13 protein-coding genes are annotated in these 12,420 nt (G+C 64.8%); 5 read left to right on the top strand and 8 right to left on the bottom strand.

Going from position 1 to position 12,420, the window contains the following annotated elements; genetic code table 11:
• Nucleotides 1-81 precede the first annotated feature (81 nt).
• Entirely contained in the window at nucleotides 82-2,316 is a 2,235-nt protein-coding gene (locus SO156_RS12710; RefSeq protein WP_498535002.1) for a PAS domain-containing hybrid sensor histidine kinase/response regulator, read from the top strand.
• Nucleotides 2,317-2,480: 164 nt separating this feature from the next.
• Here the strand turns inward: SO156_RS12710 and SO156_RS12705 are convergent, their stop codons facing one another.
• Nucleotides 2,481-3,644, bottom strand: coding sequence for a branched-chain amino acid ABC transporter substrate-binding protein (locus tag SO156_RS12705; protein ID WP_498535001.1), 1,164 nt, complete (start codon nucleotides 3,642-3,644; stop codon nucleotides 2,481-2,483).
• A gap of 191 nt (nucleotides 3,645-3,835) precedes the next feature.
• Here SO156_RS12705 and SO156_RS12700 point away from each other — a divergent pair, with 191 nt between their 5' ends.
• Nucleotides 3,836-4,492 carry a CGNR zinc finger domain-containing protein gene (locus SO156_RS12700; RefSeq protein ID WP_498535000.1) on the top strand — a complete coding sequence of 219 codons (657 nt, stop codon included), beginning with the start codon at nucleotides 3,836-3,838 and terminating at the stop codon, nucleotides 4,490-4,492.
• Between the two features lie 150 nt (nucleotides 4,493-4,642).
• On the opposite strand, the gene coaA is transcribed toward SO156_RS12700, so the two are convergent.
• The 7 genes from coaA to hisB all read right to left on the bottom strand — a co-directional run bounded on the left by coaA (nucleotide 4,643) and on the right by hisB (nucleotide 9,475).
• Entirely contained in the window at nucleotides 4,643-5,599 is a 957-nt protein-coding gene (gene coaA, locus SO156_RS12695) for a type I pantothenate kinase (RefSeq protein ID WP_458144562.1), read from the bottom strand.
• 107 nt (nucleotides 5,600-5,706) lie between these two features.
• Nucleotides 5,707-6,030, bottom strand: a complete 324-nt coding sequence (locus SO156_RS12690; protein ID WP_458144563.1) for a phosphoribosyl-ATP diphosphatase — start codon at nucleotides 6,028-6,030, stop codon at nucleotides 5,707-5,709.
• Nucleotides 6,031-6,111: 81 nt separating this feature from the next.
• Nucleotides 6,112-6,888 (bottom strand): imidazole glycerol phosphate synthase subunit HisF, encoded by a 777-nt coding sequence (hisF, locus tag SO156_RS12685; RefSeq protein WP_027525124.1) that lies wholly within the window; start codon nucleotides 6,886-6,888, stop codon nucleotides 6,112-6,114.
• A 10-nt stretch (nucleotides 6,889-6,898) separates the two neighbouring features.
• Nucleotides 6,899-7,648 carry a 1-(5-phosphoribosyl)-5-[(5-phosphoribosylamino)methylideneamino]imidazole-4-carboxamide isomerase gene (gene hisA, locus SO156_RS12680; protein ID WP_498534999.1) on the bottom strand — a complete coding sequence of 250 codons (750 nt, stop codon included), beginning with the start codon at nucleotides 7,646-7,648 and terminating at the stop codon, nucleotides 6,899-6,901.
• A complete protein-coding gene (hisH, locus tag SO156_RS12675; RefSeq protein WP_458144566.1) occupies nucleotides 7,636-8,286 on the bottom strand; it encodes an imidazole glycerol phosphate synthase subunit HisH in 651 nt (216 codons plus the stop codon). The genes hisA and hisH overlap by 13 nt, the downstream gene beginning before the upstream one ends.
• Nucleotides 8,283-8,813, bottom strand: a complete 531-nt coding sequence (locus tag SO156_RS12670; protein WP_458144567.1) for a DUF2628 domain-containing protein — start codon at nucleotides 8,811-8,813, stop codon at nucleotides 8,283-8,285. The genes hisH and SO156_RS12670 overlap by 4 nt, the downstream gene beginning before the upstream one ends.
• Before the next feature lie 68 nt (nucleotides 8,814-8,881).
• Nucleotides 8,882-9,475 carry an imidazoleglycerol-phosphate dehydratase HisB gene (hisB, locus tag SO156_RS12665; RefSeq protein ID WP_458144568.1) on the bottom strand — a complete coding sequence of 198 codons (594 nt, stop codon included), beginning with the start codon at nucleotides 9,473-9,475 and terminating at the stop codon, nucleotides 8,882-8,884.
• 189 nt (nucleotides 9,476-9,664) lie between these two features.
• Here hisB and hslV point away from each other — a divergent pair, with 189 nt between their 5' ends.
• From hslV to hslU, 3 genes are all read left to right on the top strand, one after another.
• Complete coding sequence (hslV, locus tag SO156_RS12660; protein ID WP_458144569.1) at nucleotides 9,665-10,225, top strand: ATP-dependent protease subunit HslV; 561 nt, start codon at nucleotides 9,665-9,667, stop codon at nucleotides 10,223-10,225.
• 181 nt (nucleotides 10,226-10,406) lie between these two features.
• Nucleotides 10,407-11,024 (top strand): DUF2585 domain-containing protein, encoded by a 618-nt coding sequence (locus SO156_RS12655; RefSeq protein WP_498535069.1) that lies wholly within the window; start codon nucleotides 10,407-10,409, stop codon nucleotides 11,022-11,024.
• 53 nt (nucleotides 11,025-11,077) lie between these two features.
• Nucleotides 11,078-12,382 carry an ATP-dependent protease ATPase subunit HslU gene (gene hslU / locus SO156_RS12650; protein WP_498534998.1) on the top strand — a complete coding sequence of 435 codons (1,305 nt, stop codon included), beginning with the start codon at nucleotides 11,078-11,080 and terminating at the stop codon, nucleotides 12,380-12,382.
• Nucleotides 12,383-12,420 lie beyond the last annotated feature (38 nt).

The raw sequence follows: 12,420 nt of genomic DNA, 5'->3' as shown, positions 1-12,420 counted from the left end.
CAAACTGTTCGCAAGGTCGGACGACACATCGTCACCGAGGGCGGGCAAAACAATTTCAGGCGGAGTTGAGGATCTTTGGCGATGGGTCGGTCGTTCCGGATCAAAGTGCGCATGCGCCGCTTCAGGCGCCGTCATCCGAGGATCGCCTTCGCGATCCGCTCCTTCATGATCTTCTCGGCGACGTTCGGCGGCGCCTACGGCTTCATCACCGGCAGCCGGGCCGAGAAGTCCGGCTACGATCCCAACGCCTTTGCGATCGGCGCGAGCTTCCTGTTCGCCCTCGCCTGCCTTGGCCTTGCCACGCTCAGCATGCGGCTGCGCTTCGTCAACAAGCGGCTGCGCACGCTCGCGACGCATAACGAGGCGCTGGTCGATCGCAACTGGGAGCTCAAGGAAGCCGAAGAGCGCGCGCGCAGCATGTTTGAATCGCAAGGCGATCTGATCGTGCTGCGTGACCACCACGGACGCATCACCTTTGCCAACGACGCCTATTGCGAGCTTGCCGGGCGGGCGCGCAGCGCACTTGTCGGCACGCGCTTTAATTTCGACGTGCTGGAGCAGGGCGACAGCGCGCTCGAAAGCAGCGGCACGCGCATGCACGACCAGAGGATCGCGACCCCAATCGGCGCGCGCTGGATCGCCTGGCGCGAGGGCTTCGTGCGACTAGACGCCGGCCAGCCGGCCGAGCTTCAGAGCGTCGGCCGCGACGTCACCGACCGCACCGAGAGCGAACGCGCGCTCTCGGAGGCCCGCGACCAGGCCGACGCGGCCAATCGCGCCAAGTCGCGCTTCCTCGCAATGGCGAGCCACGAGATCCGTACGCCGCTCAACGGCATCATCGGCATGAGCAGCCTGTTGCTCGACACCACGCTGACGCCGGAGCAGACGACCTATGCGCGGGCGGTAAAAACCTCGGGCGAGGCGCTGACCGCGTTGATCGAGGAGCTGCTCGATTATTCCAAGATCGAAGCCGGCAAGCTCGATCTCGAGCAGCGTCCCTTCGCGCTGTCGACCTTGATCGAGGAGATCACCGAGCTGCTCGCGCCGCGCGCGCAGGCAAAAAACCTCGAGATCGCGGCCTATGTCGACGAACGCCTCCCGCTCGACGTGGTCGGCGATGCCGCGCGGCTGCGCCAGGTGCTGCTCAATCTCGCAGGCAATGCCATCAAGTTCACCACGCATGGCGGCGTCGCGCTGATCGTCCAGCCCGGCCTGTGGCCGAACGAGATCAGCTTTCTGGTGCGCGACACCGGCATCGGGATTGCGCCTGAGGCGCAGTCGCGCATCTTCCGCGAATTCGAGCAGGCCGACGAGCGCGTCGCGCGCACCTATGGCGGCACCGGCCTTGGCCTTGCGATCAGCGAGCGCATCGTCAAGCGCATGGGCGGCCGGATCACGCTGGAGAGCGAGCCGGGCAGGGGCTCGACCTTCGAGGTCTCGATTCCGCTTGCGCCGGCCCAAGCCAGCACGGGACAAACCACGTTTGCAAGTCCCGACCTTATCGGAAAATCGATCCTGCTGATCGCCGGCTCCGGCATCGAGGCTTCGCTGATCGCGCAGCGGCTGGAGCGCTGGGGCGGCCAGACCTGCACGGTCTCGGACGTAGACGTCGCGCTGGCATTGCTGCCGGAGCGCTCCTGGCATGCCGTGCTGATCGATCGCGCGCTCGGTCCGGAAGTGGCGGCGCAGCTTGGCGATGCAGCGCGTAGCCATGCCGTGCAGCGGCTGGTGCTGCTCACGCCCGCCACGCGGCACGAACCCTTATCGCCGGCCTTCACGGGTTATCTGGTGAAGCCGCTGCGCGCCGCCTCGCTCGCCGCGCGCCTGTCGCTGACGCCGGAAGTTGCCTCGCCCGAGCTCGCGCCGGAGCCACCCGCCGAGGCGTCGGTCGCGCCCTCCGCTGTGACCAGAGGCTTGTCGATCCTGGTCGCGGAGGACAATGAGATCAACGCGTTGTTGATGCGATCGCTGCTGACGCGGCTTGGGCATCGCGTCGTGATCGCAACCCATGGCGGAGCAGCGCTGGAATCCTGGCTGGCGGCGAAATCCGCGGGCACGCCGTACGATCTCGTGCTGATGGATATCCAGATGCCGCAGCTCGACGGCATCGAAGCCGCCATGCGCATCCGCAACCACGAAGCAGGCGAGGGCGCCGGCCGCACGCCGATCCTGGCGCTGACCGCGAACACGCTGGTGGAAGATCGCTACGCCTGTTTCGAAGCGGGCATGGACGGATTCTTGATCAAGCCGCTCGACCGCGAGAAGCTGGAAGAGGCGCTGGCGGGCCTCGCAGCCTCACGGCACCTGGCGGTGTAACCACGATCGAAGCGGCCGTAGGGTGGGCAAAGGCGCGCTTGCGCCGTGCCCACCATCTCTCCACAAATGCAACCGAAGTGGTGGGCACGGCGCGCGAAGGGCGCGCCTTTGCCCACCCTACGACAGCGGTCATCGGTGCGGGCCTTGCGCAGACGCGGCAAACCTCACTCGCCGATCTGGTCGACCTGCTTGAAATGGTCGCCCTCGACCACGTTGACGAAAATGACGGCCGATTTGTTGTCGCCCTTCTCGGTCCACTGCACCGGCCTTGCATAGGCGATGCCCTGGAAGGTCAAGTTTCGCAGCGCCGCCACGACATCGGCACGCGTTGGCAGGCCTTCCTTCGCCTTGGCGGCATCAGCGATCGCGGCCATCAACACCCGCGCTGAATCATAGGAGCTCGCGGCATAATTGTTGATGGGGCCGTACTTCGCCGTGTACTTGGCGCCGAACTCGGATGAGCCGGGCACGGTGCCGATGGCGGGCGCGGCGGAGAGGATGCGAACGCCTTCGGCCGTCGTCGCCGCGCCGTTGGCGGCCTGGATGAAGGCCTTCGTGTCCCAGCATCCGTCGCCGCAGCTGAACAGCTGGGTCAGGCCCTGCGCGCGCATCTCCTTGAGGATCAGCGCGCCTTCGCGAATGCCGGCAAAGAACAGCACGTCGAAATCCTTCGGCCACGATTTGACGAAATCGGCGAAATCCTTGTCGCCGACCTTGACCGATTTGCGCGCGACCACGGTACCGCCGGCGCCAAAGCCCGCAACGAACTGGTCGGCGAGGCCAACGCCGTAGGACGTTCCGTCGTCGACTACGAGCGCGCGCTTCTTGCCCAGCTTCGCCATCAGATATCGTGCAAGCCCCGGCCCCTTGCGGTCGTCGCGGTTGGTCAGGCGGAAGATGGTGGCAAAGCCGCTCTCCGTCACTTTCGGGTTCGATGCCATCGGCGTGATCACCGCAAGCGAGCAGTCCGCATAGATCTGACCGGTGGCGATGGCGACGCCGCTGTTGACGTGGCCGACCACGCCCAACACGGTCGGATCATCGCAAAACGCCTTGGCGACGGCCTTTCCGGTCTCGGGGTCGGCCTTGTCGTCGATCGCCGTCGCAACGATTTTGGCGCCGGCGACGCCGCCCGCCGCGTTGCGCTCGTCGACTGCAAGGTCCGCCGCCTGTTTCATCTCGACACCGAAACCGGCCGAGGTCGTGGTCAAGGGACCGCCGATGCCGATCTTGACGTCCCTGCCGGCCAGTTGCGCGGTGGACGGGTCCGTCGCCGCAAGAGCGAGAACGGACACGAGCAGGGGGAGAGGGCCGCGACGACAGGTCATGGTAACCTCCAAAGATCGTTTTGCAGGTGACAGGCTGTCACGCACCTCGGCACCAGTCAACAATCGATAGATGGTTACGGCTTTTCCCTTGCGCCGGCCGCCGAAAACGCCTGAGATGAAGCGGCTTCATCACGGGGCAGGCCGGCCCGGCTCGCGGCGGCGAGCTTCCTTGTGCAGTTTGATGGTTACACATGAGCACCATCCCGCGGAACAAAACCGTGCTCCCACCCTCGCGCGCCGGCAGCCTCGATCTCGTCGGCGGCGAACTGGCGTGGGATTTCACCAACACGTCGTCGGCGCGCGGCTCTGCCGCGCACCAGGAGCACCTGAGGGATTTCGACACGCTGATGCAGTGGGTCGAGCATGCCCGCGTCATGCCGCCCTCCGATTGCGCCTACATCCGTGCGCAGCTGTCAGGCCATCCGCGCCGGGCGCGCCACGCCTTCGCGCGCGCGATCGAGCTGCGCGAGCTGATCTGGACGATCGGCACCGCGCTCGCCGAGCAGCGGCCGGTCCCGGCGAGGTCGCTCGACCTTTTGTCAGGCGCGCACGCGGAATACCTGCGCCACGCCGAGATGAGGATGCGCCTCGGCAGCTATATCTGGGTGTTTGATCCGCGCCGCGACATCGAAGCTGCGATCCTCGGCCCCATCGCGCTGTCCGCCTTGACGCTTCTGATGGAGAAGGACCTCTTGCGCACCAGGCGCTGCGCCGGCCAGGAATGCGGTTGGCTGTTCTTCGACACCACCAAGAACAACCGCCGCCGCTGGTGCGAAATGCGCGTCTGCGGCAACCGCGCCAAGGTCCGGGCCGCCCGCGACAGACAGAGACGGACGCGAAAGAGCTGAACGCCATCTGGCGGTGTAGCCACAAAAGACGCAGCCGTAGGGTGGGCAAAGGCGCACTTGCGCCGTGCCCACCATCTCTCCACGCATCCAACAGAAGTGGTGGGCACGGCGCGCGAAGTGCGCGCCTTTGCCCACCCTACAAAGCGACGGCTACAGCCTTCGCAGCGCCACGCTTTCCACCACGTGGTCGGCGCCCTTCTTCAGGATCAGCGTCGCGCGGGGGCGGGTGGGCAGAATGTTGTCCTCGAGATTGGCGAGGTTGGTGCGCTCCCAGATCGCGGTCGCGGTCGCGGTGGCTTCCTCGTCCGACAGCGGCGCATAGCGGTGGAAGTAGGACCTGGGATCGGTGAACGCGGTGTCCCTGAGCGCCAGGAAGCGCTTCACATACCACTGCCGCAGCGCCTCTTCGTCAGCGTCGATATAAACCGAGAAGTCGAAGAAGTCGGAGACGACAGGCACGGCCTTGCCGTCGCGCGGCAGCTTGCCGGTCTGCAGCACGTTGACGCCTTCGACGATCAGGATGTCAGGCTGGTCGATCTCGACCCACTGGTTCGGCACGATGTCGTAGGTCAGATGCGAATAGACCGGCGCGCGTACGGGATGGCGGCCGGACTTGACGTCGGAGAGGAAGCTGAGCAGCAGCGGCAGATCGTAGCTCTCCGGAAAACCTTTTTTCTGTACCAGGTTCTGCCGCTCCAGCACGGCAAGTGGATAGAGAAAACCGTCAGTGGTGATCAGGTCGACCTTGGGCCGCGGTGACCAGCGCGCGAGCAGGGCCTGGAGCACGCGGGCGGTGGTGGACTTTCCGACCGCGACCGAACCCGCGACGCCGATGATGTAGGGCACCTTGCGATCACGGATGCCGAGGAACTGACGCTGGGAATAGTAGAGGCGCTGCATGGCATCGACGTAGATCGACAGCAGGCGCGACAGCGGCAGGTAGATGTCCTCGACTTCCTGAAGGTCGAGGCGATCGTGCATCGAACGCAGGCGATCGAACTCGCCCGGCTCCAGCGTCATCGGCGTATCGTTTCGCAGCTCTGCCCACTGCTCGCGCGTGTAGACGCGGTAGGGATTATAGATCTGCTCGGGTGCGCGGATATCCATGACGCCGCCTTTCCGTTGCGACTCTAGCTCTTTCTTTTGAGCATGATCTTTTCGGAAAACCGCTTCGCACTTTGCGCTAACGCGGCCCTTCGGGTCCGGATCATGCTCTAGTCGCTCTTGCGCGACGCTTTCTCTTCCAACCCTGACATCGAGGTGCGCTTGTCCAGCGCCGCCTCGACCTCTTCCAGCTTTACGCCACGGGCCTTGAGCAGCACAAGGAAGTGGTAGAGCAGGTCGGCGCTTTCAGCGATCAGATGCGCGCGATTGTTTTCGACTGCTGCGATTACGGTTTCGACTGCTTCCTCGCCGAACTTTTTCGCGCAATGTTCCGCGCCTTTGTCCAGGAGCTTGCGGGTATAGGACACCTCGCCACCGGCCGCAGCGCGGGCATCGATGGTTGCGGCCAGATCGTGGATCGTGAAACGCGACATACGAAATACTCAGAAACACACACGCCAGCCTCACAGGCCGGTCCAAGCCTGCCTGTGTAGCATTTTTACGAAGGGGAGTCGTCAGGCATCCAGCCGCATGGGCAGGCCGCGACGGGCCATGTGGTCCTTGGCCTCGCGGATGGTAAATTCCCCGAAGTGGAAGATCGACGCCGCCAGCACCGCGGTGGCATGGCCGTCGCGGATGCCGTCGACGAGATGATCGAGATTGCCGACGCCGCCCGAGGCGATCACGGGAACGGGAACGCTGTCGGCGATCGCCCGGGTCAGCGGGATGTCAAAGCCCTGCCTGGTGCCGTCGCGGTCCATCGAGGTGAGCAAGATTTCACCAGCACCCAGCGACACCACCTCCTGGGCATATTCGATGGCGTCGATGCCGGTCGAGTTGCGCCCGCCATGGGTAAAAATCTCCCAGCGGTCGGAGCCGCCGGGGCGCTTGACGCGCTTGGCGTCGATCGCGACCACCACGCATTGCTCGCCGAACTTTTCGGCGGCTTCCTTGACGAACTCGCGCCGCGACACCGCAGCGCTGTTGATCGAGACCTTATCGGCGCCCGAGCGCAGCAGCGTCTTGATATCATCAACCTTGCGTACCCCGCCGCCGACGGTGACCGGCATGAAGCAGGCTTCCGCGGTGCGCCGGACCACATCCAGCATGATGCCGCGGTTCTCATGGGTCGCCGTGATATCGAGAAAGCAGAGCTCGTCGGCACCGGCGGCGTCATAGGCGATCGCCGCCTCGACGGGATCGCCGGCATCGCGCAGGTCGACGAAATTGACGCCCTTGACGACCCGGCCGTCCTTGACGTCGAGGCAGGGGATCACGCGCACCTTGAACATGTCTCGTCTCCTAAGCGGCAGCGCGTGCGTTGCGGATCAGGGTGAGGGCGCTGGCCGGATCGAGCCGGCCGTCATAGAGCGCACGGCCGGCAATGGCGCCAGCGAGCTTTTTGGCCCGCGGTGCCAGCATGGCCTTCACATCTTCGATCGAGGCGAGGCCGCCGGAGGCGATCACAGGGATGGAGACGGCGTCGGCGAGGGCAATCGTGGCATCAAGATTCAGGCCCTTGAGCAGGCCGTCGCGTGCGATGTCGGTGAAGATGATGGCAGCAACGCCGGCATCCTCGAAACGCTGCGCGATTTCCAGCACGGTCACCTGCGAGGTCTCGGCCCAGCCTTCGACGGCAACCTTGCCATCGCGGGCATCGAGCCCGACGGCGACGCGGCCCGGAAACTTCTTCGCGGCGCTCTTCACCAGCTCCGGATCGCGCACCGCAGCCGTGCCGATGATGACGCGGGTGATGCCCTTGTCGAGCCAGGCTTCGACGGTCGCAAGATCACGAATGCCGCCGCCGAGCTGCACGGGGATATTGATCGTCTTCAGCATGGCTTCCACGGCGTGCGTGTTCACCGGCTTGCCGGCAAAGGCGCCGTCGAGATCGACGACGTGGAGATATTCGAATCCCTGCGCGGCAAAGCTCTGCGCCTGCGCCGCGGGATCGAGGTTGAACACGGTGGCGCGCGCCATGTCGCCTTGCTCGAGGCGCACGCACTGGCCGTTCTTCAGATCGATGGCGGGGAAGAGGATCACGGCTTCCATCTCAAAAAGTTCGAGATCAGGGCGAGGCCGAAGCGCTGGCTTTTCTCGGGGTGAAACTGGGTGCCGATCGCGGTGTCCTTGGCCACGATCGCCGTGACCGGCCCGCCATAGTCGGCGCGCGCGAGCACGTCCGCCTCGTTGGCAGCATTGAGGTGGTAGGAGTGCACGAAATAGGCGTGCTGGCCCTTCGGCCCCAGCGGCAGCTTTTCCAGCACGGGGTGCTCGCGCAGGACGTCGAGCGTGTTCCAGCCCATGTGCGGGATCTTCAGGCTCTCGTCCCGCGGCGTGATCTTCTCGACGTCGCCGGCGATCCAGTTCAGGCCTTCGGTGATAACGTGCTCCTTGCCGCGGCTCGCGAACAGCTGCATGCCGACACAGATGCCGAACATCGGCCGCGCCTTCACGCGCACCGCTTCGGTGATCGCCTCGACCATGCCGTTGACGGCATCGAGCCCGCGCCGGCAATCGGCGAAGGCGCCGACGCCGGGCAGCACGAGGCGATCGGCGCCGTAGGCCTGATCCGGATCGCTCGTCACGAAGACCTTCTGCCCGTCCTTCATGCTGCGCGCGGCGCGCTCGAAGGCTTTTGCGGCAGAATGCAGATTGCCGGAACCGTAATCGATGATGGCGACGCTCATCGCGACCCTCCCGGTTCTGGAAACAATCCAATGATGCCACCGGACGGAAGCGGCGGCGGGTTTGAGAACGGCTGGCCCGGGACGCTCCGGGTCGGCGGCGGACCGCCGCGGTCGACGGCCCATTGATCGTTGACGATGCCGCGCTGCTTCTGGCTCCAGCGCTCGAAGAAGCGACGCTCGGCGGTGTCCTGATCGTCAGCGATGACGACATCGAGCTGACGCCAATTGCCGCGCGACAGTGTCCAACGGCGCAGGCTCGACGCCTCGAGGCCCATCAGGAGGGCCAGGATGATATCGGCAAAGAAGATCGACGAGCGGCCGACGCCGAGGCTCGAAAGCCCAGCCTGGAACGCCGCGAAGAAGATCACCCAGCCGAGCAGCGCCAGCCACAGCCGGTGCCACAACAGCCAGAACGGGCCGAAGATCATCGCCCAGACGTGAAAGCCGTCGCGCACGAAGACGAAGTTGTCCGTCGCGCGCAGGTCCGCGCCGCTGGGGCCGGGAGCATGAACTGTGTAGGCAGGCATGTCGGATGCCCCGTTTCTCAGAGATATTTGATACCGCCGGCGGCGCCCATCGCCGCAAGACGGAGATGTCAGCCGCCAAGCGAGCCCTTGGTGGAGGGCACTTCGCCTGCCGCCCTCGGATCGATCGCCACGGCGGTGCGCAGCGCACGCGCCAGACCCTTGAAGCAGGATTCGGCGATATGGTGGCTGTTCTCGCCATATAGGGTCTCGACGTGGAGAGTCACGCCGGCGTTCATGGCGAAGGCGTTGAACCACTCGCGCACCAGCTCGGTGTCGAACTCGCCGATCTTGTCGCGAGGGAAGTCAGCCTTGAACACCAGGACCGGGCGGCCCGAGATGTCGATCACGACGCGCGACAGCGTCTCGTCCATGGGCATGTGGACGCTGGCATAGCGGGTGATGCCCGCCATGTTGCCGAGCGCCTGCTTGACGGCCTGGCCGAGTGCGATGCCGGTGTCTTCGGTCGTATGGTGATAATCAATGTGCAGGTCGCCCACTGCCTTGACCGTGAGGTCGATGCGGGAATGGCGGGCGAGGAGATCGAGCATATGGTCGAAAAAGCCGATGCCGGTCGCGATGTCAGACACGCCGGATCCATCGAGGTTCACGGATACCTCGATGTCGGTCTCCTTGGTCTTGCGCTTGATCGTCGCTGTACGCATCAAAACTAGCTTTCATCCTAGCTCGGGGCCGAAAACGCGGTCTTTTAACAGCCAAATGACGCCTTCGCTACTGCGGGAAGGCCAGGGCGGGGCTCTACTTCTGCCTATGGTGAGCGGATTTGGTCCAAATGGCGCCCGTTGTGCCCGCAGGCCCGACCCCCTAAATCAGGACCGACAATGAGGTATTTCATGCAGGATTCCCAGAACAGCCTGCCGGTCTGGCACGGCACCACGATTTTGACGGTCCGCAAGGGCGGTAAAGTGGTGGTCGGCGGCGACGGCCAGGTCTCGATCGGCCAGACCGTGATCAAGGCCAACGCCAAGAAGGTCCGCAAGCTCGGGAAGGGCGACGTCATCGGGGGCTTTGCCGGGGCCACGGCCGACGCCTTCACCCTGTTCGAGCGGCTGGAGAGCAAGCTCGAGCAATATCCGGGGCAGCTGACCCGGGCCGCAGTCGAGCTTGCCAAGGACTGGCGCACCGACCGGTACCTGCGGCGGCTCGAGGCCATGATGATCGTGGCCGACAAGGACGTCTCCCTGGTCCTGACCGGGACCGGCGACGTGCTGGAGCCCGAGGCCGGCGTGATGGCGATCGGCTCGGGCGGCAACTACGCGCTGGCGGCGGCCCGCGCCCTGCTCGACACCGACAAGGACGCCGAGACCATCGTCCGCCGCTCGCTCGACATCGCCGCCGACATCTGCGTTTACACCAACCGCAACGTGACGATCGAAAGCCTGTCGAGCGGCTAGAGGATCCATCCGTGGACGAACAACGCGGCTCCGGGCTCGGTCTAACCTCTCCCGCTTGCGGGAGAGGTCGGCGCGTAGCGCCGGGTGAGGGCTCTTTCCTCTTGGGGGTTCTCGCTAGCGGAGACACCCTCTCCCCAACCCTCTGCCGCAAGCGGGAGAGGGAGCGCACCGTCGCTTGGGCATGACGCTCGCGCCCGCCAAGAGCACCAGGACGGCGATCCCGTCGATCTACTGGATCGGCCTCGCGCTGTTGCTGGTCGCGCTGCAGGCCTCGATCCTGTTTGCGATGGGCCGGGTGCCGATCTGCACCTGCGGCTATGTCAAGCTCTGGCACGGCGTGGTGAACAGCTCGGAGAATTCCCAGCACATCGCCGACTGGTACAGCTTCTCCCACATCCTCCATGGCTTCCTGTTCTATGGATTGACGTGGCTGCTGTTCGCCCGCCTGCCGTTCCTGCAGCTGTCCTGGCCAGCACGTCTGATCATCGCCATGCTGATCGAAGGCACCTGGGAGATCGTCGAGAACTCGCCCTTCATCATCGAGCGCTATCGCGCCGGCACGATCTCGCTGGATTATTACGGCGACAGCATCGTCAATTCGGTCTCCGACACGCTGTTCATGGTGCTCGGCTTCCTCGCGGCGCGCCTTCTGCCGGTCACGGCCATCGTCCTGATCGGGCTCTTTTTCGAGACCATGATGGCGCTCCATATTCGCGACAATCTGACGCTTAATATTCTGATGCTGATCCATCCGATCGAGGCCGTGAAACAATGGCAATCCGGTCCGCCAATCATCTGACCCCACCAAAATACGGCTTGTCCCGGCCGGTTTCTGACCCTAGCTAACGTCCCATGACAGACTTCTCTCCCCGCGAAATCGTTTCCGAACTCGACCGTTTCATCGTTGGCCAGTCCGAGGCCAAGCGCGCCGTCTCGATCGCGCTCCGGAACCGCTGGCGGCGCCAGCAGCTCACCGGATCCTTGCGTGAAGAGGTGCTGCCGAAGAACATCCTGATGATCGGCCCGACCGGCGTCGGCAAGACCGAGATCGCGCGGCGGCTGGCCAAGCTCGCCAATGCTCCGTTCCTTAAGGTTGAGGCGACGAAATTCACCGAGGTCGGTTATGTCGGCCGCGACGTCGAGCAAATCGTGCGCGATCTCGTCGAGGTCGCCATCGCCCAGGTGCGCGAGAAGAAGCGCAAGGACGTGCAGGCGCGCGCCCAGCTCGCCGCCGAGGAGCGCGTGCTCGATGCCCTGGTCGGCGCCAATGCGAGCTCCGCGACGCGCGAATCCTTCCGCAAGAAGCTGCGCGCCGGCGAACTCAACGACAAGGAAATCGAAATCGAGACGCAGTCCACCGGCGGCGGCCTTCCGATGTTCGAGATCCCGGGTATGCCGGGCTCGCAGATGGGCGCGATCTCCATCGGCGACATCTTCGGCAAGCTCGGGGGCCGCACCAAGACGCGGCGGCTGACGGTCGAGGGCTCGCACGAGATCCTCGTCAACGAGGAATCCGACAAGCTCCTGGATACCGACCAGCTCACGCTGGAGGCGATCAGCGCGGTCGAGAACAACGGCATCGTGTTCCTGGACGAGATCGACAAGATCTGCGCGCGCGACGGCCGCGTCGGCGGCGACGTCTCGCGCGAGGGCGTGCAGCGCGACCTGCTGCCGCTGATCGAAGGCACCACCGTCTCGACCAAGCACGGTACGGTGAAGACCGACCACATTCTGTTCATTGCATCCGGCGCGTTCCACGTCGCAAAGCCGTCCGACCTGTTGCCGGAGCTGCAGGGCCGCCTGCCGATCCGCGTCGAATTGCAAGCGCTGACGCGCGACGACATGCGGCGCATCCTCACCGAGCCCGAGGCCTCGCTGATCAAGCAATATGTCGCGCTGATGCAGACCGAAGGCGTGACGCTCGACATCACCGACGGAGCCATCGACGCGCTCGCCGACATCGCGGTTGCCGTCAATTCGACGGTCGAGAACATCGGCGCGCGGCGGCTTCAGACCGTGATGGAGCGGGTGCTGGACGAGATCTCCTTCACCGCGCCCGACCGCAACGGCGAAACCATCCGGATCGATGCCGACTTCGTGCAGAAGCATATCGGCGACCTCGCCAAGAACGCCGATCTGAGCCGGTTTATTTTGTAATTCCGGGCGATCGCGCTATTCATGCCGCTGTCGTCCTG

Source organism: Bradyrhizobium sp. UFLA05-125 (genome assembly GCF_059803515.1).
The sequence above is the reverse complement of the archived record's forward strand: the minus strand, read 5'-3'. Positions and strand labels throughout refer to the sequence as shown.

Bases quoted from the DNA above. Each gene is read 5' to 3' on its own strand.
- SO156_RS12700 (WP_498535000.1), top strand. From the start codon at position 3,836: ATGAGCACCATCCCGCGGAACAAAACCGTGCTCCCACCCTCGCGCGCC.
- hisH (WP_458144566.1), bottom strand. From the start codon at position 8,286: ATGAGCGTCGCCATCATCGATTACGGTTCCGGCAATCTGCATTCTGCC.
- SO156_RS12710 (WP_498535002.1), top strand. From the start codon at position 82: ATGGGTCGGTCGTTCCGGATCAAAGTGCGCATGCGCCGCTTCAGGCGC.
- SO156_RS12670 (WP_458144567.1), bottom strand. From the start codon at position 8,813: ATGCCTGCCTACACAGTTCATGCTCCCGGCCCCAGCGGCGCGGACCTG.
- hisA (WP_498534999.1), bottom strand. From the start codon at position 7,648: ATGGAAGCCGTGATCCTCTTCCCCGCCATCGATCTGAAGAACGGCCAG.
- hslV (WP_458144569.1), top strand. From the start codon at position 9,665: ATGCAGGATTCCCAGAACAGCCTGCCGGTCTGGCACGGCACCACGATT.
- SO156_RS12655 (WP_498535069.1), top strand. From the start codon at position 10,407: ATGACGCTCGCGCCCGCCAAGAGCACCAGGACGGCGATCCCGTCGATC.
- hslU (WP_498534998.1), top strand. From the start codon at position 11,078: ATGACAGACTTCTCTCCCCGCGAAATCGTTTCCGAACTCGACCGTTTC.
- hisF (WP_027525124.1), bottom strand. From the start codon at position 6,888: ATGTTCAAGGTGCGCGTGATCCCCTGCCTCGACGTCAAGGACGGCCGG.
- hisB (WP_458144568.1), bottom strand. From the start codon at position 9,475: ATGCGTACAGCGACGATCAAGCGCAAGACCAAGGAGACCGACATCGAG.
- SO156_RS12705 (WP_498535001.1), bottom strand. From the start codon at position 3,644: ATGACCTGTCGTCGCGGCCCTCTCCCCCTGCTCGTGTCCGTTCTCGCT.
- coaA (WP_458144562.1), bottom strand. From the start codon at position 5,599: ATGGATATCCGCGCACCCGAGCAGATCTATAATCCCTACCGCGTCTAC.
- SO156_RS12690 (WP_458144563.1), bottom strand. From the start codon at position 6,030: ATGTCGCGTTTCACGATCCACGATCTGGCCGCAACCATCGATGCCCGC.